This window comes from Aeromicrobium sp. CFBP 8757 (genome assembly GCF_014841755.1).
Classification (GTDB): Bacteria; Actinomycetota; Actinomycetes; order Propionibacteriales; family Nocardioidaceae; genus Aeromicrobium.
In genome coordinates, this window is record NZ_JACYUM010000001.1 from 21116 (window position 1) to 41968 (window position 20853).

Genomic DNA, 20853 nt, shown 5'->3' on the forward strand with positions numbered 1-20853 from the left:
GCTAGATGCCCAGCGTGGCCGCGAGATCGGTCTTGATCGCGGCGATCTGCTCGTCGGCCGTGCGACGCGCGTCGTCGATCGAGTCGGTCACCGGCACGACGACCTCGATGTAGCACTTGAGCTTGGGCTCGGTGCCGGACGGACGCGCGATGATGCGCGCCCCGCCGTCGAGGCCCAGCCGGATGCCGTCGGTGGGCGGCAGCCCGTGGTACCCCTCGGCGAGGTCGTCGACGGAGGTGACGTCGAGCCCGCCGAGCACCGTCGGCGGCGACGTGCGCAGGACGTCCATGGCCCGGCTGATGATCGACAGGTCGTCGACGCGCACCGACAGCTGGCTCGTGCCGTGCAGGCCGTGCTCGCGGTAGATGTCGTCGAGACGGTCGATCAGCGTCCGACCGTCGGCCTTGAGCTGCGCGGCCATCTCGAGCACCGTGACGATCGCCGAGACGCCGTCCTTGTCGCGGGCGATGTCGGGGGCGACGCTGTAGCCGAGCGCCTCCTCGTAGCCGAAGACCAGCGTCGGGATCTTGCCGAGCCACTTGAAGCCCGTCAGGGTCTGCTCCCACGGCTGCCCGAACGCGGCGGCCTGACGGCCCAGCAGGTCGGACGACACGATCGACGAGCCGTACGTGCCCTCGACGCCGCGGCGCAGCAGGAAGTCGGCCAGCAGGACGCCGACCTGGTCGCCGGTCAGCATGCGGTACGACTCGCCCTCGCGGACGCCGGCGGCGCACCGGTCGGCGTCGGGGTCGTTGGCGACGATGACGTCGGCACCGACCTCGGACGCGAGCTTGAGCGCGAGGTCCATCGCGCCGGGCTCCTCGGGGTTCGGGAACACCACGGTCGGGAAGTCGGGGTCGGGGTCGCCCTGCTCGCGGACGACGTGCAGCGGCGGGAAGCCCGCCTTCGCGACGGCCTCGACGAGCGTGTCGCGACCCACGCCGTGCATCGGGGTGTAGACCGCGACGACCTCGCGCGGACCGTCGCCGGGCAGCGCGACGACGGCGTCGACGTACGCCGTCGCGACGTCGTCGCCCAGCGTCTCGTACCCGTCGCTGCGAGGCATCTCGTCGACCCGGCCGACCGCGTCGATCGCGTCGGAGATGTCGGCGTCGGCGGGCGGCACGATCTGGCTCGAGTCCTCGAGGTAGACCTTGTAGCCGTTGTCCTGCGGCGGGTTGTGCGAGGCGGTGACCATGACGCCGGCGCTGCACCCGAGGTGTCGGATCGCGAACGCCAGCACCGGGGTCGGCAGGTGCGTCGGCAGCAGGAGGGCGTGGACCCCGGCACCCTCCATGATCTCGGCGGTGTCGCGCGCGAACACGTCGGAGTTGTGGCGGGCGTCGTAGCCGACCACGACGCTGGGACGCTCGCCGGCGCCCGACGCCTGCTCGAGCAGGTAGGCCGCGAGACCCGCCGCGGCCTGGGCGACGATGACGCGGTTCATCCGGTTGGGGCCCGCTCCGAGCGCCCCGCGCAGACCCGCCGTGCCGAACTGGAGCCGCTCGGAGAACCGGTCCTGCAGCGCGTCGGTGTCGTCCGCGTCGATCAGCGCCTGCAGCTCGTCGCGGGTGACGGGGTCGGGGTCCTGGCTCAGCCAGTCGTGGGCTCGGGCGATGAGGTCGGTGTCGGTGGTCACGGTGGGTCCCTTCAGAAGGCGGATCGGACGTAGGCGGACGTCACGTGCGGTCCGCCGACGAAGGCGTCCTCCACGTCGTCCTCGGGGCGGGCGACGATCGAGTCGGCGTGGCGCTCGGCGTCGTCCTGCGGGTCGAAGCCGATCGCGCGGCCGGGCTCGAGGTCCCACCAGCCCCGGGTGTTGGCGCTGATGCCGTTGACGACGGTGTACCCGGGATCGGGGTGCGTGATCGCCGCGTCGACCATGCGGACGGTGTCGGCGGGCGACAGCCACGTCGAGAGCTGGCGGACGGTCTCGGGAGCGTCGGCGAACGTGCCGATGCGCATCGCCACGGCCCCGATGTCGTACCGGTCGACGTACAGGCTCAGCAGCGCCTCGCCGGCCACCTTGGCGACACCGTAGAAGGTGTCGGGGCGGGGGCGGACGGACGTCGTGAGGGGGGCGTCGTGCGGCGTTCGTCCGACGGCGTGGTTGCTGCTGGCGTACGCGATGCGCCGGACGTCGTGGCGCACCATCGCCTCGAGCAGGTGGGCCGTGGTGTGCGCGTGCGAGGCGAGCGCATCGGGCAGCGAGTCCTCGTCGGGGTTGCCGGCCAGGTGCACGACGGCGTCGACGCCCCGGACGGCGGCGTCGACCGTCGCGGCGTCGAGGCAGTCGCCGACGACCCAGTCGTGCTCGTAGCCCGCGACGGCGGCGGGCGTCAGGTCGAGGCCCCGCAGGTCGTGCCCGAGGTCGGGCAGCCCGCGGCCGAGGGCGCGGCCGATCGACCCGCCGGCCCCCGTGACCAGGACCTTCATCAGATGCGCGGCAGGATGTCGCCGAGGAGTGCGCCCATGCGCGTCGCCGCGGCCTTGCCGGCCTCGAGCACCTCTTCGTGGTTGAGGGGCTCGCCGGTCATGCCGGCCGCGGCGTTGGTGACCAGCGAGATGCCGAGGACCTCGAGCCCCGCGGCGCGGGCGGCGATGGCCTCGAGCGTCGTCGACATGCCCACCAGGTCGCCGCCGATCGCGCGGATCATGCCGATCTCGGCGGGAGTCTCGTAGTGCGGGCCGGGCAGCTGCACGTACACGCCCTCGTCGAGGCTCGGGTCGGCCTCGCGGCACAGGGCGCGCAGGCGGCTGGAGTACAGGTCGGTGAGGTCGACGAAGTGCGCGCCCTCGAGCGGCGACGTCGCCGTCATGTTGATGTGGTCGCTGATCAGCACGGGGGTGCCGGGGGCCCAGTCGGGGTTGAGGCCACCGCAGCCGTTGGTCAGCACGAGGGTCGAGACGCCCGCGGCGGCGGCCGTGCGGACGCCGTGGACGACGGCGGCGACGCCCTTGCCCTCGTAGAAGTGCGTGCGCCCGAGGAAGATCAGCAGCCGCTTGTCGCCCAGACGCACCGAGCGGACCGTGCCGCCGTGTCCCTGGACGGCCGGGGCGCTGAACCCGGGCAGCTCGGCGAGGGGCACCTCGTGCTCGGGCGTGCCCAGCGCGTCGGCGGCGGGGAGCCAGCCGGACCCCATGACGAGAGCGATGTCGTGGTCACCTCCACCGGTGCGTTCACGGAGTGCGTCGGCGGCCTGTCGGGCGAGTTCGGTGGAGGTCACCTGCCGTACATTACGACAATGCCGAAGATCATTGGTGGCTCGCTCGAGCAGCACCGCGAGCAGACCCGTCGCCGTGTCTTCGACGCCTTCACGACGCTGCTGGCCGAGCGCTCGTTCGACGCCCTGACGATGGCCGACCTGGCCGCGCAGGCCGGCATCGGCCGCACCGCGATCTACAACCACTTCGCCGACAAGGACGCCGTCGTCGTGGGCTTCGCGAGCGCCGAGACCGATCGCTACCTCGCCCGGCTGGGCGCCGCCCTCGAGCGGGCGCAGGGCCCGGCCGACGCGATGCGCATCTACGTCCTCGAGCACCTCGACTCCTCGGACGAGTTCCACTTCGGCTTCGGCCCCGAGCTCTACGGCATGCTGTCGCGCGAGTCGATCGCCGAGATCCGCGAGCACGTCGTGGCGGTCGAGTCGGTGCTGCGCGGCATCATCGACGACGGCGTGGCGGCGGGCGTGTTCACGGTCGACGACGTGACGTCGACGATGGCCCTGGTGCACTCGTGCCTCTCGACCCGCCGCGTCACCCCGGCCGCCGTCGAGACCTTCGTGCTGCGAGCCCTCGGCGCCCCCTGACCCCGCGCCGTCCCCGCCCGGATCCGCGAGTGGTGCGGTCCGGTCATTCCGGGACGGCGTGTCGGACCACGCCGCACCGCTCGGGGACGGGAATGCAGCACTCGCGTGATGGACCGGACGCAGCTCGGCCCGGCCACGAGGTTCCGTGACCGGGCCGAGCCGGTGGTGCGGCGTGACTACTTCGTGACGGTGAAGGAGCCTCGCTTCAGGGTGGCGGTCCTGGCGAAGCTCGCCGTTCCGGCGTACTTGACCGACACGGTCCACGTGCCCTTGGCGAGCCGGGGGATCGTTACGACGGCCTTGCCGTTCTTGATCGTGACGGTCTTCGTCTTGGTCTTCTGACCCTTCTTCTTGAAGGTCACGGTGGCCTTGCCCGTGACGGCAGAGCCGTTCGCGGCCTTGACGGTGATCGACGTCCGACCGGTCTTCCTGGTCGTCGGCTTGGAGGTGCTGCCTCGCTTGACGGAGACCTTCGACGGTGCGGCCGGCTGGGCGGCCGGGGGCGTCACGACGGGCTGCTCGACGACCGGCGGCTGGGTGGAGCCGAAGGACAGCGGCGTGTAGGTCTCGTAGGCGGGCTGGGTCGCGCCGCCTCCGGGGTAGGTGTAGACGCCGTAGTTCTTCAGGGTCGTCGCCGTCGCGGTCTTGTCCAGCTCACCCTTGTCGATGCTCAGTTCGGTCGTGAACGAGCCGTCGGCGGCGAGCTCGATGGCACCGGCGGTCGGGCCGCCGATCGTCGCGGTGTCGGCGGCGAGCACGGCCCACTTGGTGGCGCTGCCGAGGTTCGAGCGGGCCGATGCGGCGGCACTCTCGGACGGCTTCCAGACGTCGGCGTACTTGCCGAACGCCACGTAGGCGCCGGAGGGCTTGCCGGCCAGCGGCGGACGGCTGCCCGTCGCGAGCGCGGGGTCGAAGTTCCGGCCCGAGACGGTGACGGTCGCCGTGCCGTCGGCCTCGATCGCGGACTCCGAGACGGTGACGGTCGGCGCGGGCCCGGCGACCGCCAGGCCGACGGTCAGCGGCGCCGCGGGCTTGGCCGCGTCACGGGCGCCGCCCGACGAGTACCAGTACGAGGACTGTCCGGTGAGCTGCTGGAAGTCGATGTAGGACTGCGGGAACGATCCCCAGCTCGCGCCGGAGGTCGCCTGGGCGGTCCCGGTGCCGGTCTGGACCGTGACGCCGAGGTAGTCGGGCGTGATCGCGGGGCTCGAGGACCCACCCACGACGAGACCGGAGCTGGTCACGTCGACGTTCTTGAGGGTGGCGAGGGTGATGGTCCGCGGAGCGATCGTCGTCCACTTCGTGGTGTCCTGCATGTCGGTGCCGTAGCCGCTGGCGGTCGCGGTGACGGTTCCCGTGCCGTCGGCCTTGACCACGAGCTTGGGGTTGGTCGCGGACCAGTAGGTCAGACCGCCGTAGAAGACCGACGTGAAGGACCCGGTCCACTGGATGTTGGCGGTGTTGTCGGCGACGCTGACGGCGCCCTTGCCGGCCGTGATCCTGACCTGGTTGCCGGTCTTGGAGGCGGCACTCGCCGCGACGACCGGAGTTCCGGCGGCGGTCTGGCACTTGGTCGACCACGTGGGTGCGACAGGCGCGCCGGTGGAGTCGGGCTTCTGGATCGTGACGTTGCCGTCGACGTTCTTGTAGAAGCCGTCGGCCTCGGTCCAGAGGCGGCTCGAGCCGGTGTTGCCGGCTGCGCCGGCGGACAGGAAGTTGCACCCGCCGAAGAAGGCGCCGCCGCCCTGCTCGTCGCTCAGGCCCCAGGTGAACGTCGCGTCGAGCACGGGGTTGCTGCCGACGGTCGTGACCGGGGCGGCCTGGGCGGGCGTGGCGGCCAGGGCGACGACTCCGCCGGCGGCCAGCACCGCTGCAACGGTCGTCGCGAGCCCTCTGCGGGCTCGGGAGGTGATGGACATGTTCTACCTTTCGGACGGTGCCGGGAGGATGCCGGCGATCGGGGGAGGGGGGTGGTGTGGGGTGAGGAGGCTGCCCTCGCTCGGGCGGGTCGAGGCCGCGGAGGTCCGCGGTGCGGACGGCGTCATGCTCAGTCCTTCCGGACGGCGGAGTAGGCGTACGGGCTGACGGCGATCAACAGGGCCCCGGCGAGCAGCACCCCACCGAGCACCCAGAGGCCGGCTCGGCCGGAGCCCTCGGTCGATGACCGGGCGCCGAGGACCGTCGATGCCGGCTGGAACTGGGTCGTGGTGGTTCCGGCCAGTGGTAGGCCGTCGGCAGCGGGGACCACGGCGGCCGGGTCGGGCTGGGTGGTCGCGAGGCCCGGGGCGGCGAGGGCGTCGTTGCTCGGTGCCTCAGGTGCGTCGTTCTCGACCTTCGAGGTCTTGGCGCCCTTGCTGCTGGGGGGCCTGGTGACGACGGGTGCGCCCGACGAGTAGCTGACGGTCACCGGCTTGGCGACCTTGTGGGCGTCGGCCGAGCCGCCGCTGGAGTACCAGTAGGAGCCGGTGCCGGCCGTCAGCTGGAAGTCGACGAATGACTGTGGGAACGATCCCCAGCTGCCGCCGGTGCGCGCCTGCGGGGTCTGGTCCTTCACGTCGACGGCGACCCCCGCGTAGGCCGGCTGCACGGTGAAGCCGAGGTCCTTCGTCAGGTCGACGGGACCGAGGTCGGCCAGGACGGCGTCGGGCGCGTCGGGCACGGGCCTCCAGGTCGTCGTGTCCTCCATCGACGACCCGAAGCCGCTGAGGGTCCCGGTCAGGGTGCCGACGCCGTCGACGACCGTCAGCCGTGGGTCGGACACGTAGAAGAAGCTGAAGCCCGAGTAGTAGACGACCGTGAAGGAGCCGGTCCACCGGATCGAGGCCGCCCCCGTCGCGGGATCGACCGTGCCCGTGCCGCCGGAGACGACGACCTCGTGGTTGCTGAACGGGCCGTTCGTGCCGGACATCACGGCTCCGGACGACGTCGTCTGCAGTCCGGCCCACGTGGCCGGTCTCCAGCTGCCGGCCGCGAACTTCTCGATGGAGACGTCACCGGACCGCTGGCTCCAGCTCGACTGCGGCACGATCACGCCGCCGCGCCCCGGGTCGGGGATCCTGCCGGCGGAGAGGAAGTTGAAGGTTCCGGGCGCGAACGCCCGGTTGTTCGACTCGTCGTTGACGCCCCAGCGCAGCTGGGCGTCGGTGATCGTGCGGGTCGTGGACGGCACCTCGGTCGTCGGCGACGGCGTCGGCGTCGGGGCGGACGACGGCGTCGGCGAGGCGGTCGGTGTCGTCGCGGTGGCCGTCGGATCGGGCTCGTCCGGGTCGGCGTCGGTGGCCAGCGCCATCGTCGCCGAGCCCATCAGCACGGCGGCGGTCGCAAGGACGGCCAGCGCGGTGCGGATCTCAGATCGCATGGGCGGGCCTGCGCATCCTGCGGATCCGGAGGGCGGCGAAGGTCACGGCGCCGAGCAGCGCGACGGCCGCGAGACCGACGAACGCGAAGGGCACCCAGTCGGGCAGCCCACCGGCGTCGTCGGTCGTGGCCGAGGCAGGGGTGGGGTCGGCCGCGATCGGGAAGTTGACGGTGGGGGTCGCGCCGGAGGCGGCCCCGGTGAGCTTCAGGACGTGGGTGCCGGTCGTCGTGCCGGCCGGCAGCTGCAGGACGCCGGCGATCTCGCCGGACGGGCCGGCGCTCAGCGGGCCGACAGCCGCCAGGCCGTCGTCGAGGGTCGCGACGACCTGCTCGCCCGGGGTGAACCCGCTGCCGGTGAACGACAGCACCCGTCCGACGACCGCGGTGCTCGGGTCGACGACGGCCGTGGCGTCGGCGGCCTTGCCCGGAGCAGCCGTCGGCTGCGAGGCCGCGGCCGTCGGGGCGCCCGCGCTCGGCGCCGCCGCCCCAGCAGCCGGCGCCTCCGTGGGGGCGGCGGCAGGTGCCCGCGAGGCGCCGAGCGACGCGAACTGCACGGGGGTGAAGCTCTCGTTGCGGGCGTTCTTGACCCCGTGCGCGCCGATCGTGATGACGCCGCACGTGACCTTCAGGCAGTCGACCTCGACGCTCTTGCCGGTGCGGTCGACGGTCTTGAACGTCGCGCCCGGCACGGTCAGGGTCGTCGACCAGCGTCCGTTCGCGGCGATCGTGCCGCCGTTGGCGGCCCCGGCGGTGTCGCTGCCCGGGAACGCCACGAAGCGCTGGTAGCCCTGGTTGTCCTTGCTCTCGCTGTCGGGCACGTAGCGGTAGTCGGTGCCGACCTGACCGCCCTTGCTGGGCTGCCAGGAGCCCGACACGGTGCCGAAGAAGACGTAGACGCCGCCGTGCCCGCCCTTGATCGACTGGAAGCCCGATCCGCTGACCTTCAGGGTCGTCGCGTAGGTGGGGTCGGCCTTGGCCGATCCCTGGTCGTTGCTGACGGTGACCCGTGCGGCGGCCTGGGCCGGCGCGGGGACGGACAGCGCGACCGTGCACAGGGCCGTCGCGGTCAGGAGAGAGCGGACACGCACGGTGCCTCCTCGGAGTGGGCGATCAGGTGGGGCAGGACGACGAGGCGTCCGCGGTGGTCGATGACGTCGACGGGGTGCCCGTAGACCTCGCCGAGGACGTCGGGGGTCAGGACGTCGCGGGGTCGGCCGTCGGCGCGCAGGCGACCGTCGGCGAGCACGCACACGCGATCGGCGTGGGCGGCCGCGACGGTCAGGTCGTGCAGCACCGCGACGACCGCGTGGCCGTCGGCCGCGAGCCGGCGTGCCTCCGACAGCACCTGCTCCTGGTGGCGGATGTCGAGGGCCGCGGTGGGCTCGTCGAGCAGCACGACGGACGTCTGCTGGGCGAGCACGCGGGCGAACGACGTGCGCGCCTTCTCACCACCGGACAGGGTCGGGAACGAGCGGTCCGCCAGCTGCAGGACGTCGGTGCGCTGCATGGAGTCGGCCACCACGACGTCGTCCAGGTCTTCTTGCGGCAACCGGGCCCATGGCGCGCGGCCCATGCGGACGACGTCGACGGCGCGGAAGCCGAAGGCGAGCCGCTGCTCCTGCGGCAGGACCGCGCGACGACGGGCGAGGGCCGCGACCTTCCAGCGGTGCAGCTCGACGCCGTCGAGCTCGGCGCGACCCGCGGACGGGACGACGTCGCCCGACATGACGCTCAGGAGCGTCGTCTTGCCGGCCCCGTTGGGCCCGACCAGGGCCACGAGCTCGCCGGGGACGATCTCGAGCGAGACGTCGTGCAGGATCGGGTGGCCGCCGAGCCGGGCGGAGACCCCGGCGATGCGCAGGCTCATGCCCAGCCCCCCGCCGTCCGGCGCGTGCGTCGCAGCAGCCAGAAGAAGAACGGGCCGCCGACCAGGGACGTGAGCATGCCGATCGGCAGGTCGGCCCCGGTCATGGCGGTGCGGGCGATCAGGTCGGCGGCGAGCAGCAGCACGGCGCCGGCCAGCGCGCTGGCCGGCACGAGGACGCGGTGGCCGGGGCCGACGAGCATCCGGATCAGGTGCGGCACGACGAGGCCGACGAACGCGATGATGCCCGCGAACGACACCGCCGCGGCGGTCAGCAGCGCCACCAGCACGATCGCGACGAGGCGCAGCCGCTCGACGTCGATGCCGACGTGTCGTGCGGCGCGGTCGCCGAGCGCGAGGACGTCGAGCCGGCAGGCCATCAGCATCGCGCCGACCAGGCCGACCACGACCAGGGGAGTGACGACGCCGACGTGCTCCCACCGGCTGCCGTTGAGGCTGCCGAGCTGCCAGAACACGATCTGCTCGCGCTCCTGCGTGTCGCCGAGGAAGATCATGAGGGCCAGGCCGGACGCGCACACGGCGTTGACGGCGATGCCCGTCAGCACGAGCGTCACGACCTCGGTGCGTCCGTCGGCACGCGACAGGGCGTAGACGAGCAGCGTCGTGACCAGGCCGCCGACGAAGGCGAACAGCGCGGTCGTCCACGTGCCGATCAGCTGGATCTGGAAGACGATCACGATCGCCGCGGCGAAGGCGGCGCCGGTCGAGACGCCGACGACGCTGGGCTCGGCGAGCGGGTTGCCGAAGATGCCCTGCATCAGGGCGCCGGCGGTCGAGAGCGCGGCGCCGACGACGATCGCGAGCGCGATGCGCGGGAACCGCACCTGCCAGAGGGTGTTGTCGCCCTGCGGGTGGGTGGGCAGGGTGCCCCGGTCGAGCCCGATGCGGTGCATCAGCGAGCCCCACACCTCGTGGGCGGGGATCGCGAGCTGCCCGCGGCCGGCCGCGTAGACCGTCAGCAGCACGAGCCCCACGCCGAGCACCACGAACAGCGCCGTGGCACGTGCGCCGCGGTGGCGGGGGAGCGCCGGCGCCTCGGCGACCCCGGACGTCGCGCGCTCCGGCAGCGTCGCCGTCATCGCACCGACTCCGGGGCGTAGACCGACACGGCCAGCGAGTTGAGCACCTCGGCCGTCCGGGGGCCGAAGCTCAGCACCTGGGTGTCCTGCATGTCGACGATGCGGCGCTTCTGCCCCGCGGGGGTGTTGGCGATCGCGGGCAGCCGGTCGAGCAGGCCGTCGACGCCGCCGACCGACTCCAGCCCCTTGCTCATCATGATGACGAGATCGGGCTGGGCGGCGATGATGGCCTCGTCGTTGACGGGCTTCATGCCGTTCCAGCCGATCTCCCGGGCGACGTCGTAGCCGCCGAGCGCGTCGATCAGGCCGTCGGCGCCCGAGCCCTCGCCGAACATGTAGTAGACGCCGGCCTGGCCGCGGACGTACAGGAACACCATGCGCAGCTTGTCCTGGACGGCGGTGGGCGCGACCTTCGCGATGGCGGCCCGCGTCGCGGCGGCCTCCGCCTCGATGCGCTGCCCGAGCTCGACCCCCGCGTCGGGGACGCCGAGCGCGTCGGCCACCTCCTGCGTCAGCGATCCGATGTTGTCGAGGCTGCGCTGGGAGTCGGTGACCACGACGGGGATGCCGGAGTCGCGCATCTGCAGGATGACGTCCCACGGCCCGAGCGAGGTGTCGGTGAGGATGACGGTCGGGTCGAGCTCGAGGATCGACTCGGCGGTGAGGTCGTGACCGTTGCTCGTGACGAGCGGCAGCTTCCTCGCCTCGGCGAACTGCGTCGAGACGTCGCGACCCACCACCCGGTCTCCCAGGCCCAGCTCGAAGACGGTCTGCGACAGCGTCCCGTAGATGTCGAGGGCCAGGATGCGGCTCGTGTCGAGGATCGTGACCTTCGTGCCCTGCGCGTCGGTCACGGTGACGGGCAGGGTCTGCCGCGGCGACGAGTCGACCGGGGTGATCGTCGTGTCGGCCAGCGAGGCGTGCGAGGCGCCCTCGTACGCCTTGGGGTCGTCGAGGACCGTCGCGGCGGACAGGTCGACGGCCGCGACGTCCGAGCCCTCCTCGGCGCCCCCGGTGCCGCCGGGGGTCATGCCGCACGCGGCGACGACCGCCGTCGCGAGGGTCAGCGCGGCGAGGCGGCGGGCGGCGGAGAGGACGGGACGTCGCACGGGAATCCTTCGATCGAGCTCCGGTTCCGGTCACGGACCGGCTGAGCAAGGGTAGGCTAACATCACTAAGGGTTGCCTACCCATACTGTGACATACGTCATGACACATTGTCATATCAATCTGACTGTGTGTCATAATCGGGGGGACACCCGCCATCCGTAGCCAGGAGACCGCCATGACCCTCGTCGCCGCGTCCCGCGAGACGTCCCTCTCGGCCCTCCTGCGCTCGGGCTCGCAGGCCGAGCACACCGCCGCCGAGGGCTCGACCTTCATGTCCGAGCTGCTGGCCGGACGCATCAACGGCGCGGGCTACGCGCACTTCCTGGGCCTGCTGCGACGCGTGTACGAGGCACTCGAGACGACGGCCGCCGAGCTGGCCCACGACCCCGTCGCCTCGGCCGTCGTCGACCCGTCGATCGAGCGGCTCGCGGCGATCGACTCCGACCTCGACCACTGGGGCCGCGTCACGGTCGACAGCCCCGCGACCGACGCCTACGTCGCGCGCATCCGCGAGTCCGCCTCGTGGGGCGGGCTGTTCGTGGCCCACCACTACACGCGCTACCTCGGCGACCTCAGCGGCGGTCAGGCGATCGGTCGCATCATCGGCCGCGAGTTCGAGCTCGACGGGGGAGTGGGCACGGCCTTCTACTCGTTCGAGCACGTGCCCAAGCCCAAGCTCTACAAGGACGCCTACCGCGCCCGGCTCGACGCCCTGCCGCTCGACGACGCCGAGCGGTTGCGCGTCCTCGACGAGGTCAAGGCGGTCTTCGCCCTCAACGGCGGCCTGTTCGCCGAGATGACGACCCACCTCGACCGCTACACCCGCTGACCCACCTCGCCGACGAGGGGCGCGCGGCTCCGCCGCTCCAGAGGCTCGTCCCTCGCNGGCTCTGACACCTCGCGGGCTGCGACAATCGCCGCGTGGCTCATGTGACGATCGTCGGCGGCGGACCCGGTGGATACGAGGCGGCGCTGGTCGCCTCACGACTCGGGGCGCAGGTGACGCTCGTCGAGCGAGACGGCATCGGCGGGTCGACGGTCCTGACCGACTGCGTGCCCAGCAAGACGCTCATCGCGACGTCCGACCTGCTCACCGACGTCAGCACCGCGGGCGAGCTGGGGGTCAAGGTGCCGGCCTCGATCCGCGCCGACCTGGCCTCGGTCGACGCCCGCGTCCTGCGCCTGGCCCAGGCCCAGTCCGACGACGTCGCGCACCGGCTCGCCGCGAGCGACGTCGTCATGATCGACGGCACCGCGACGATCGAGACCGCCGGCTCCGTGCGGGTCGAGACCGCCGACGGCGAGCACCTCATCGAGACCGATGCGATCCTCGTCGCGACCGGCGCCCACCCCCGCGTCAGCCCCGACGCGCAGCCCGATGGCGAGCGCATCCTGACGTGGGAGCAGGTCTACGGCCTGCAGGAGCTGCCCGAGCACATGATCGTCGTCGGCTCCGGCGTGACGGGGGCCGAGTTCGCGAGCGCCTACAACGGTCTCGGCGCCGCCGTGACCCTGGTGTCGAGCCGCGACCGCGTGCTGCCCGGCGAGGACGTCGACGCCGCCAACGTGATCGAGGACGTGTTCACGCGCCGCGGCATGACCGTCATGGGCAACTCGCGCATGGCGTCGGTCGTCCGCACCGACGCCGGCGTGCGCGTGACGCTGACCGACGGGCGCACCGTCGAGGGCTCGCACTGCCTGCTCGCCCTCGGCTCGATCCCCAACACGCAGGGCCTCGGCCTCGAGGAGGTCGGCGTCGCCCTGGACGACGCGGGCTTCATCGCGGTCGACCGGGTCTCGCGCACCTCGGTGCGGGGCATCTACGCGGCGGGTGACTGCACGGGCGTCCTGATGCTGGCGTCGGTCGCGGCGCAGCAGGGACGCATCGCGATGTCGCACCTGCTGGGCGACGCGGTGCACCCGCTCGACCTGTCGAAGGTCTCGAGCAACGTGTTCACGTCGCCCGAGATCGCGACGGTCGGCATGTCGCAGAAGCAGGTCGAGGAGAGCGATCTGCAGATCGACGTCGCGATGCTGCCGCTGGCCTCCAACGCGCGCGCCAAGATGCAGGGCGTGCACGACGGCTTCGTCAAGATCTTCTGCCGGCGGGGGATGGGCGTCGTGGTCGGCGGCGTCGTCGTGGGCCCCCGCGCCAGCGAGCTGATCCACGCGCTGTCGATCGCGGTGTCGGCCTCGCTGACGGTCGACCAGGTCGCCGACGCGTTCACGGTGTACCCGTCGATGTCGGGCTCGGTCGCCGAGGCGGCACGCCGTCTGCACCACATCGGCTGACAGGTTGTCGGACGGTCCTGGGACGGTCCCCCCTGCAACCGCAGGAATGACACGCTTGTAGTTCTCCGGATCGCCGATTTCTGGTCGCATTTCGGGAAAAACTGTGGGCATAATCGTCCGGCGACCACTCTGGTCACATCCGTCACATCAGTCACAGGAATGGACTTCCCCCATGCTTTCCTGGAGCGCAGCCCGGCGTCTGTCGGGCCTCTCGATCGCCCTCGTGGTCACGGCGGGCATGCTCGCGCCCTCTTCGGCGCAGGCCGCCGGCACCGAGGTGACGGGTGACGCTCCGGGTGCCGTGGCTCCGCCGGCGTCGTCACCGACCGCCACCGACGCGCCCGCGCCGGTCGTCGACGTCACGTCGACGGCCGTCCCGCAGGCCGAGCCCGCCGAGACCACGCAGCCCGATCCCGCCGCGCCCTCGACCAGCAGGGTCGTGGCCGAGCTGCCCAAGACGACGACGTCCGACTTCCGCATGGTCGGCGTGACGTGGACCAGCGGCCCCGCCACGGGCGTGACGGTCGAGGTGCGCACGCGCACGTCGGGCACGTGGTCGGCGTGGACGACGCTCGACCCGGAGGTGCAGGAAGGCGAGGGCGGCCAGCCCGGCACCGAGCCCCTGTGGGTCGGCGACGCCGACGGCGTCGCGGCCCGCGTCACGAGCCAGGCCGGCGCGGTCCAGGGGGTGCACATCGCGACGATCGACCCCGGCGCCGACGACGCGACCCAGGCCGGTGCCGCCGCGGAGGCCGAGACGGGCACCGGTGCCGAGGTCACGGGCGCCTCGTACCGCACCGCCGCCGCGACCAGCGTCGCCGCGACGTCCGACGGCGCGCCGGCGTACACCGGCCAGCCCACGATCATCACGCGCGCCCAGTGGGGCGCCTCGGCGGGCACGCCGTGCGACACGCCGGCCGCCGGCGACCGCACCCGCGGCGTCGTCGTCCACCACACCGCGGGCAGCAACTCGTACACCAAGGCGCAGTCGGCCTCGATCGTGCGGGCCACGCAGGCGTATCACGTCAAGTCGCGCAAGTGGTGCGACCTCGGCTACAACTTCCTGGTCGACAAGTACGGCCAGATCTTCGAGGGACGTCGCGGCGGCATCGACCGCGCCGTCCGCGCCGCCCACTCCGGCAACGCCGCGGTCAACACGTACACCATGGGCGTCTCGATGATGGGCAACTACGACCTCGTCAAGCCGACGGCCGCGCTGAAGGACGCCATGGTCAAGCTCATCGGCTGGCGCATGGGCACCAACTACCTCAAGGCCAAGGGCACCTACAGCCTGGGCGGCAAGACGCTCAACATGATCGCCGGGCACCGCGACGTCCTGCAGACCGCGTGCCCCGGACGCTACGGGTACGCGTGGCTGTCGGAGTCGGGCGGGCTGCGCGACCGCGTCGAGGCCTACCTCGCGGGCTACACCAGCACCGTCAAGTCGCGGTACACCGCGCTGGGCGCCACGGCGGCCGGTCCGATCTTCATCGGCGAGGCGCAGACGTCGACGGGCAGCCGCCTGCGGGCCAAGAACCTCGACATCTACGCCAAGGGCGCGGGCGGCACGGGCCGTGCGTTCACCGTCGCGGGTGCCGCCCGCACCGAGTACGACCGGGTCGGCTCCCGCACCGGCGCGCTCGGCTACCCGACCGGCGACGCCGTCGCGGTGTCGGGCGGCACGCGCCAGCCGTTCGAGGGCGGATACGTCATGACGGTCGCCGCGACGGGCCGCGCCACGGCCTACACCCACTCGGGTGCGGTCATCACCGGCGGCGGACCCGCCACGCCGGCTCCGGCGCCGGCCACGACCAAGCCGGGGACGGTCAAGTCGATCACGGTCAAGGCCGGCCGCAAGTCGGCCCGCCTGCGGTGGACGGCGGTCGCGCGGGCGACGTCGTACGACGTCTGCCTGGTCGCCACGAAGACCACGAAGACGTGCGACCGGAGCATGACCGGCGTGACGTCACCGACGGCGCTGATGTCGCGGCTCAAGCCGACCAGGGACACCGACTGGTACGCCAAGGTGCGCGGCGTCAACGGCGGCCTGAAGGGCTCCTACTCCAAGCTCAAGGGCTTCAACCTCTCCGGTGGGGTGTCGCCCGCGAGCATCTCGACGACCTCGACGTCGTCGGGAACGCCGGTGCTGAACGCCGCATCGATGTCGAGGTCGTCGACCTCGTCGGGCTCGGCCAACACCGTCACGGTGCCGGCGTCGGGACGCATCACGCTGTCGGGTCACGGATTCGGCCACGGCATCGGCATGAGCCAGTACGGCGCCCAGGGCGCGGCCCGCCAGGGCGTCACCTACGACCGGATCCTCGCGACGTACTACCCGGGCACCGCCCTGGGGGCCCGCGGCGGCTCGATCCGCGTCCTGATCTCGCAGGACACCTCGGACGCCGTCGACGTCCGCGCGGCGTCGGGGCTCCGGTTCCGCAAGCTCGCCTCGTCGTTCAAGAGGTCGCTGCCGACCTCGGTCGGCGGCCGCAAGGTCACGACGTGGCGCATCGTGCGCGTCTCGTCGCGCAAGACCCAGTCGACGCTGCAGTACCGCGTCTCGGGCAGCAGCACGTTCCGCACCTACAAGGGCATCCGCTGGACCGGCGACGGCCAGTTCGAGGGCCCGGCCCGCATCGCGCTGGTGCTGCCCGGCGGCACCGTCACGAGCTATCGCGGTGCGATCCGCTCGGCCGTGCCGGCGAAGGGCTCGACGGCCCGCGACACCGTCAACGTCCTGCCGCTCGAGCACTACGTGCGCGGCGTCATCGCCGCCGAGATGCCGGCCGGATGGGCGGCGGAGGCGCTCAAGGCGCAGGCCGTCGCGGCCCGGACGTACGGCGTCCGCAGCCTCGCGCCGTCCCGCTACTACGACATCTGCAGCACCACCGCGTGCCAGGTGTACGGAGGGGCGTCGCGCGAGACCGCGTCGACCGACGCCGCGGCCCGGGCCACCAGCGGTCAGTACGTGTCCTACCAAGGTGCGCCGGCGTTGACGCAGTTCTCGTCATCCTCGGGCGGGCGCACCTCGGTGGGTTCACAGCCGTACCTCGTGGCGGGCGACGACCCGTACGACGGCTGGTCGGGCAACGCCAACCACGACTGGACGACCACGGTGTCGGCCAGCACGATCCAGAAGGCGTACCCCCGCATCGGCACGCTGCGCTCGCTCACCGTCACCAAGCGGTCGGGCGGCGGGTCGTGGGGCGGACGTGTCTCGGCCGTGACGCTCGCGGGGACCGCCGGCTCCGTCTCGATCTCCGGCAACGACGCCCGATGGGCGTTCGGCCTCAAGTCCAATTGGTTCAGCTTCAGCAGTTAGGTTTCACACATGCGTTTCATCTCGGGGGCGATCGTCGGGGCCGTGCTGGCCACGTCCATGACGTACGTCGCAGCAGGATCGGCCCAGGCCGACGACATCGCGCTGCCGACGTCGACGGCCGCAGCCGTCGACGTCGAGAGCACGACGGTGCCGGCGGCACCGCAGGCACTCTCGGCGCAGGGCGTCGAGGGGGCCGACGGGTCCAACGCGGCGGCTGCGGGCGGTGACGGATCCGATCTCGTCGCCGAGCTGCCGCCGCGCGGCACCGACGACTTCGGGCTCGTCGGCGTGACGTGGGACCGCGGCTTCGACATCACCGGCCTGGTCGTCGAGATCAAGCTCCGCACGGACGGCGCATGGGGCGAGTGGGAGGCGCTCGACGTCGACGCCGACGACGGCTCCGAGGGCGGCCAGGACGGCACCGACCCGCTGTGGGTCGGATCGGCCGACGGCGTCTCGGTGCGCGTGACGAGCCCCACCGGCGAGCGCCCGGCGGGCCTCAAGGTCGCCACGATCGACGCGGGATCCACCTCGACGTCGACCTCCGACGTCAGCCGCGCGGTGTACCGCGCGTCGGCCGCCGGATCCGTCACGACGGCCGCGACCACGTCGCGTCCGGCGATCATCCTGCGCTCGCAGTGGGGGGCCGCACCCAACACCAAGTGCGACAGCCCGACGGTCAGCAGCGCCATCCGCGGCGCCGTCGTCCACCACACCGCCGGCACCAACTCGTACACCGCGGCCCAGTCGGCCTCGATCGTGCGGGCCACGCAGGCGTACCACATGAAGTCGCGCAAGTGGTGCGACCTCGGCTACAACTTCCTGGTCGACAAGTACGGCCAGATCTTCGAGGGCCGCAACGGCGGTGTCGACAAGGCCGTGCGGGCCGCCCACTCCGGCAACGCCGCGGTCAACACGTACACGATGGGCGTCTCGATGATGGGCACGTTCTCGAGCAGCGCCCCGACGCAGGCCACCAAGGACGCCGTGGCCAAGCTCATCAGCTGGCGCCTCAGCGCCGCGGGGGTCCCGGCGACCGGCACGTACTCGCTGGGCGGCAAGACGCTCAACCGCATCGCGGGCCACCGCGACGTCATCGGCACGGAGTGCCCCGGAGCCGCGGCGTACGCGTGGCTCAGCGCGTCCGGCGGTCTGCGCCAGAGCGTCGCGTCGATGATGACGGCGTCCAACACCGCGATCTCGCAGCGCGCCGACAAGCTCGGCCCCAAGGCGACCGGCGCGCTCGTGAAGGCCGAGTACCCCTTCGGCTCGGCCCCGGGCGGCACCAAGGCCCGTTACCGCAAGATCGACATCATCTCGACGCGCTTCGGCACGTTCTCGCTGGGTGACGTCGTGCGCTCGCGCTACAACTCGCTGGGCGCGCAGTCCGGCGTCATGGGTGCACCGACCACGATCGTCACGACGACGCGGCGCTCCCAGGTGCGGGTGCAGCGCTTCCACCACGGCACGATCTACCGCGTCAAGCGCAAGAACAAGCCGCTCGCGGGCTTCGCGCTGTACGACCGGCTCGAGAACAAGTACCGCTCGCTGAAGGAGGCCAGCGGCAAGCTGGGCGTCCCGACGAAGTCGCAGCGGGCGATCTCCGGCGGACGGCAGCGCGCGTACTTCACGCAGGGCACGCTGACCCTCGAGGCGAACGGCCGTGTCACGGTGTCCGTGAAGTGATCGCCGTCGCCCGGACCGCCGCGATCGCCGCGGCGGCCAATGCGCTGTCCCTGGGCTTCGCGGCCTGGGTATTCGACCGCTTCGACATCCGCTTCGGCTGGTTCGTGGCGGCGGTCGTGCTGTTCACGGTGCTGACGGTCGTGCTGCGCGGCGTCGTGGTGGGCACCGTCAACCGGTTCGCCCGCGGCTACACGATCGTGGGCGGGCTGGTGCTGACCCTGCTGGTGCTGGCCATCGTCGATCTGGTCGTCCCCAGCGACGGGTTCGAGATCGAGGGGTGGGGCACGTGGATCGGCGTGACGCTGATCGTGTGGGCCGCGGGCGTCGCCTTCGGCGAGGTCGACAACCAGGCTCCCGCCCCCCGGCGGCACTGACCCCACCCTGACCCAGAAGTGCGGAGAACCGGACCACATCCCTGACGGGATTCGGTCCGGTTCTCCGCACTTCTGGGCTGGGTTACTCCGCGGCCGGGGCGTCCTTGATGTCGGCGACGACCTCGCCCGAGCCGATGGGTCCGCCGACCTCGACCTTCAGGCCCGTGACGACGCCGGCCTTGTGGGCGTTGATGGGCTGCTCCATCTTCATGGCCTCGACGACGATGATCTGGTCGCCGGCGGCGACCTCCTGACCCTCGGTGACCGTGACCTTGACGACGGTGCCCTGCATCGGGGCGACCAGCGAGTCGCCGGACGCCGCGGCGCCGGCTGCCTTGCCGGCCTTGCGCTTGGCCTTCTTGGCGCCCGCGGGTGCTGCCGAGGCTCCGAGGCCTCCGGGCAGGACGACCTCGACGCGCTTGCCGCCGACCTCGACGACGACGCGCTCGCGCTCGGCGGGCTCGTCGGCGTCCGCGGACGCGCCGGAGTACGGCTCGAGCTGGTTGTCGTAGTCGGTCTCGATCCACGTCGTGTAGACGTCGAACGAGCCGCCCTCGGCCGTGAACGCCGGGTCGTCGACGACCGAGCGGTGGAACGGGATGACGGTCGGCATGCCGTCGACGACGAACTCGTCGAGCGCGCGACGCGAGCGGGCCAGCACCTGCTCGCGGCTCGTGCCGGTGATGATGAGCTTGGCGATCAGCGAGTCGAACGCGCCGGGGATCGTCTCGCCCTCCTCGTAGCCGCCGTCGAGGCGGACGCCGGGGCCCGACGGGGGAGCCCAGCGGGTCAGCGTGCCGGGGGCGGGCAGGAAGCCGCGGCCCCCGTCCTCGGCGTTGATGCGGAACTCCATCGAGTGCCCGCGGATCTCGGGGTCGCCGTAGCCGAGCTCCTCGCCCGCCGCGATGCGGAACATCTCGCGCACCAGGTCGAGGCCCGTGACCTCCTCGGAGACGCAGTGCTCGACCTGCAGGCGGGTGTTGACCTCGAGGAAGCTGATCGTGCCGTCGGCCGCGACGAGGAACTCGCACGTGCCGGCGCCGACGTAGCCGGCCTCGCTCAGGATCGCCTTGGAGGACGTGTAGAGCCGCTCGATCTGGTCGTCGGTCAGGTAGGGCGCCGGTGCCTCCTCGACGAGCTTCTGGTGGCGGCGCTGCAGCGAGCAGTCGCGGGTCGAGACGACCACGACGTTGCCGTGGCTGTCGGCCAGGCACTGGGTCTCGACGTGGCGGGGCTTGTCGAGGAACTTCTCGACGAGGCACTCGCCGCGGCCGAAGGCGCTGACGGCCTCGCGCACGGCCGACTCGTAGAGCTCGGGGATCTCCTCCATCGTGCGGGCGACCTTCAGGCCGCGACCGCCGCCGCCGAACACGGCCTTGATCGCGACCGGCAGGCCGTTCTCCTCGGCGAAGGCGGTGACCTCGCTGGCGTCCTTGACGGCGTCCTTGGTGCCCGGGGCGAGCGGGGCGTTCGCCTTCTGCGCGATGTGCTTGGCCTTGGCCTTGTCGCCGAGGGCCTCGATGGCGTGCGGCGGGGGGCCGATCCAGATCAGCCCGGCGTCGATGACGGCCTGGGCGAACTCGGCGTTCTCGGCCAGGAAGCCGTAGCCGGGGTGGACGCTGTCGGCGCCCGAGCGCTTCGCGACGTCGATGATCTTCTCGATCGACAGGTACGACTCGGCCGGCGTCGAGCCCTCGAGGGAGTACGCCTCGTCGGCGATGCGGACGAACACGGCATCGCGATCGGGCTCGGCGTAGACCGCGACGCTGCCGATGCCGGAGTCCTTGCAGGCTCGGATGACGCGGACGGCGATCTCGCCGCGGTTGGCGATCAGGACCTTGGCCAGGGGCTTGCTCACTGAGTCTTCTCCTTGTGCGACGGAATCCTGCCGCAGTCTAGGGCGTCGATTAGTAGGACGTCATATGAGGTAGCCCACGTCC

16 protein-coding genes are annotated in these 20853 nt (G+C 72.1%); 6 read left to right on the forward strand and 10 right to left on the reverse strand.

Going from position 1 to position 20853, the window contains the following annotated elements; all coding sequences use genetic code 11:
* Window position 1: 1 nt before the first annotated feature.
* The 3 genes from IFT73_RS00085 to IFT73_RS00095 are packed head-to-tail and all read right to left on the reverse strand — an operon-like array spanning window position 2 to window position 3227.
* A complete protein-coding gene (locus IFT73_RS00085; protein WP_192165569.1) occupies window positions 2-1639 on the reverse strand; it encodes a phospho-sugar mutase in 1638 nt (545 codons plus the stop codon).
* An 11-nt stretch (window positions 1640-1650) separates the two neighbouring features.
* On the reverse strand, window positions 1651-2436 hold the full coding sequence (locus tag IFT73_RS00090; RefSeq protein WP_192165571.1) for an NAD(P)-dependent oxidoreductase: 786 nt from the start codon (window positions 2434-2436) through the stop codon (window positions 1651-1653).
* The gene (locus IFT73_RS00095; RefSeq protein WP_192165573.1) at window positions 2436-3227 is read right to left on the reverse strand and encodes a purine-nucleoside phosphorylase; all 792 of its coding nucleotides are present in this window, start codon (window positions 3225-3227) and stop codon (window positions 2436-2438) included. Before IFT73_RS00095 ends, IFT73_RS00090 begins: the two co-directional genes overlap by 1 nt.
* 18 nt (window positions 3228-3245) lie before the next feature.
* On the opposite strand from IFT73_RS00095, the gene IFT73_RS00100 reads away from it, so the two are divergent.
* Window positions 3246-3809: a TetR/AcrR family transcriptional regulator gene (locus IFT73_RS00100; protein WP_192165575.1), complete on the forward strand. Its 564-nt coding sequence runs from the start codon at window positions 3246-3248 to the stop codon at window positions 3807-3809.
* Between the two features lie 176 nt (window positions 3810-3985).
* On the opposite strand, the gene IFT73_RS00105 is transcribed toward IFT73_RS00100, so the two are convergent.
* From IFT73_RS00105 to IFT73_RS00130, 6 genes are all read right to left on the reverse strand, one after another.
* Window positions 3986-5728: an Ig-like domain repeat protein gene (locus IFT73_RS00105; protein WP_192165577.1), complete on the reverse strand. Its 1743-nt coding sequence runs from the start codon at window positions 5726-5728 to the stop codon at window positions 3986-3988.
* Window positions 5729-5856: 128 nt separating this feature from the next.
* Window positions 5857-7167: a hypothetical protein gene (locus tag IFT73_RS00110; RefSeq protein WP_192165579.1), complete on the reverse strand. Its 1311-nt coding sequence runs from the start codon at window positions 7165-7167 to the stop codon at window positions 5857-5859.
* Window positions 7157-8254 (reverse strand): hypothetical protein, encoded by a 1098-nt coding sequence (locus tag IFT73_RS00115; RefSeq protein ID WP_192165581.1) that lies wholly within the window; start codon window positions 8252-8254, stop codon window positions 7157-7159. The genes IFT73_RS00110 and IFT73_RS00115 overlap by 11 nt, the downstream gene beginning before the upstream one ends.
* Window positions 8233-9033 (reverse strand): heme ABC transporter ATP-binding protein, encoded by an 801-nt coding sequence (locus IFT73_RS00120; RefSeq protein WP_192165583.1) that lies wholly within the window; start codon window positions 9031-9033, stop codon window positions 8233-8235. The genes IFT73_RS00115 and IFT73_RS00120 overlap by 22 nt, the downstream gene beginning before the upstream one ends.
* Window positions 9030-10130 (reverse strand): iron ABC transporter permease, encoded by a 1101-nt coding sequence (locus IFT73_RS00125; RefSeq protein ID WP_192165586.1) that lies wholly within the window; start codon window positions 10128-10130, stop codon window positions 9030-9032. Before IFT73_RS00125 ends, IFT73_RS00120 begins: the two co-directional genes overlap by 4 nt.
* A complete protein-coding gene (locus tag IFT73_RS00130) occupies window positions 10127-11239 on the reverse strand; it encodes a hemin ABC transporter substrate-binding protein (RefSeq protein ID WP_371811113.1) in 1113 nt (370 codons plus the stop codon). The genes IFT73_RS00125 and IFT73_RS00130 overlap by 4 nt, the downstream gene beginning before the upstream one ends.
* Window positions 11240-11414: 175 nt before the next feature.
* Between IFT73_RS00130 and IFT73_RS00135 the strand changes: the two genes are divergently transcribed.
* The 5 genes from IFT73_RS00135 to IFT73_RS00155 all read left to right on the forward strand — a co-directional run bounded on the left by IFT73_RS00135 (window position 11415) and on the right by IFT73_RS00155 (window position 18913).
* Window positions 11415-12068, forward strand: coding sequence for a heme oxygenase (biliverdin-producing) (locus tag IFT73_RS00135; protein WP_192165588.1), 654 nt, complete (start codon window positions 11415-11417; stop codon window positions 12066-12068).
* 92 nt (window positions 12069-12160) lie between these two features.
* Entirely contained in the window at window positions 12161-13531 is a 1371-nt protein-coding gene (locus tag IFT73_RS00140; protein ID WP_192165590.1) for an NAD(P)H-quinone dehydrogenase, read from the forward strand.
* A gap of 172 nt (window positions 13532-13703) precedes the next feature.
* The gene (locus IFT73_RS00145) at window positions 13704-16853 is read left to right on the forward strand and encodes a SpoIID/LytB domain-containing protein (RefSeq protein WP_192165592.1); all 3150 of its coding nucleotides are present in this window, start codon (window positions 13704-13706) and stop codon (window positions 16851-16853) included.
* 9 nt (window positions 16854-16862) lie between these two features.
* Window positions 16863-18539: an N-acetylmuramoyl-L-alanine amidase gene (locus tag IFT73_RS00150; protein ID WP_192165594.1), complete on the forward strand. Its 1677-nt coding sequence runs from the start codon at window positions 16863-16865 to the stop codon at window positions 18537-18539.
* On the forward strand, window positions 18536-18913 hold the full coding sequence (locus IFT73_RS00155; protein ID WP_056606684.1) for a phage holin family protein: 378 nt from the start codon (window positions 18536-18538) through the stop codon (window positions 18911-18913). The genes IFT73_RS00150 and IFT73_RS00155 overlap by 4 nt, the downstream gene beginning before the upstream one ends.
* An 82-nt stretch (window positions 18914-18995) precedes the next feature.
* Here IFT73_RS00155 and IFT73_RS00160 read toward each other — a convergent pair whose 3' ends face one another.
* Window positions 18996-20771 carry a biotin carboxylase N-terminal domain-containing protein gene (locus IFT73_RS00160; protein ID WP_250184034.1) on the reverse strand — a complete coding sequence of 592 codons (1776 nt, stop codon included), beginning with the start codon at window positions 20769-20771 and terminating at the stop codon, window positions 18996-18998.
* Window positions 20772-20853 lie beyond the last annotated feature (82 nt).

What these genes read in the sequence shown, in the direction of transcription:
- IFT73_RS00150 (WP_192165594.1), top strand. Translation starts at nt 16,863, where the DNA reads ATGCGTTTCATCTCGGGGGCGATCGTCGGGGCCGTGCTGGCCACGTCC.
- IFT73_RS00125 (WP_192165586.1), bottom strand. Translation starts at nt 10,130, where the DNA reads ATGACGGCGACGCTGCCGGAGCGCGCGACGTCCGGGGTCGCCGAGGCG.
- IFT73_RS00145 (WP_192165592.1), top strand. Translation starts at nt 13,704, where the DNA reads ATGCTTTCCTGGAGCGCAGCCCGGCGTCTGTCGGGCCTCTCGATCGCC.
- IFT73_RS00135 (WP_192165588.1), top strand. Translation starts at nt 11,415, where the DNA reads ATGACCCTCGTCGCCGCGTCCCGCGAGACGTCCCTCTCGGCCCTCCTG.
- IFT73_RS00100 (WP_192165575.1), top strand. Translation starts at nt 3,246, where the DNA reads ATGCCGAAGATCATTGGTGGCTCGCTCGAGCAGCACCGCGAGCAGACC.
- IFT73_RS00120 (WP_192165583.1), bottom strand. Translation starts at nt 9,033, where the DNA reads ATGAGCCTGCGCATCGCCGGGGTCTCCGCCCGGCTCGGCGGCCACCCG.
- IFT73_RS00110 (WP_192165579.1), bottom strand. Translation starts at nt 7,167, where the DNA reads ATGCGATCTGAGATCCGCACCGCGCTGGCCGTCCTTGCGACCGCCGCC.
- IFT73_RS00090 (WP_192165571.1), bottom strand. Translation starts at nt 2,436, where the DNA reads ATGAAGGTCCTGGTCACGGGGGCCGGCGGGTCGATCGGCCGCGCCCTC.
- IFT73_RS00105 (WP_192165577.1), bottom strand. Translation starts at nt 5,728, where the DNA reads ATGTCCATCACCTCCCGAGCCCGCAGAGGGCTCGCGACGACCGTTGCA.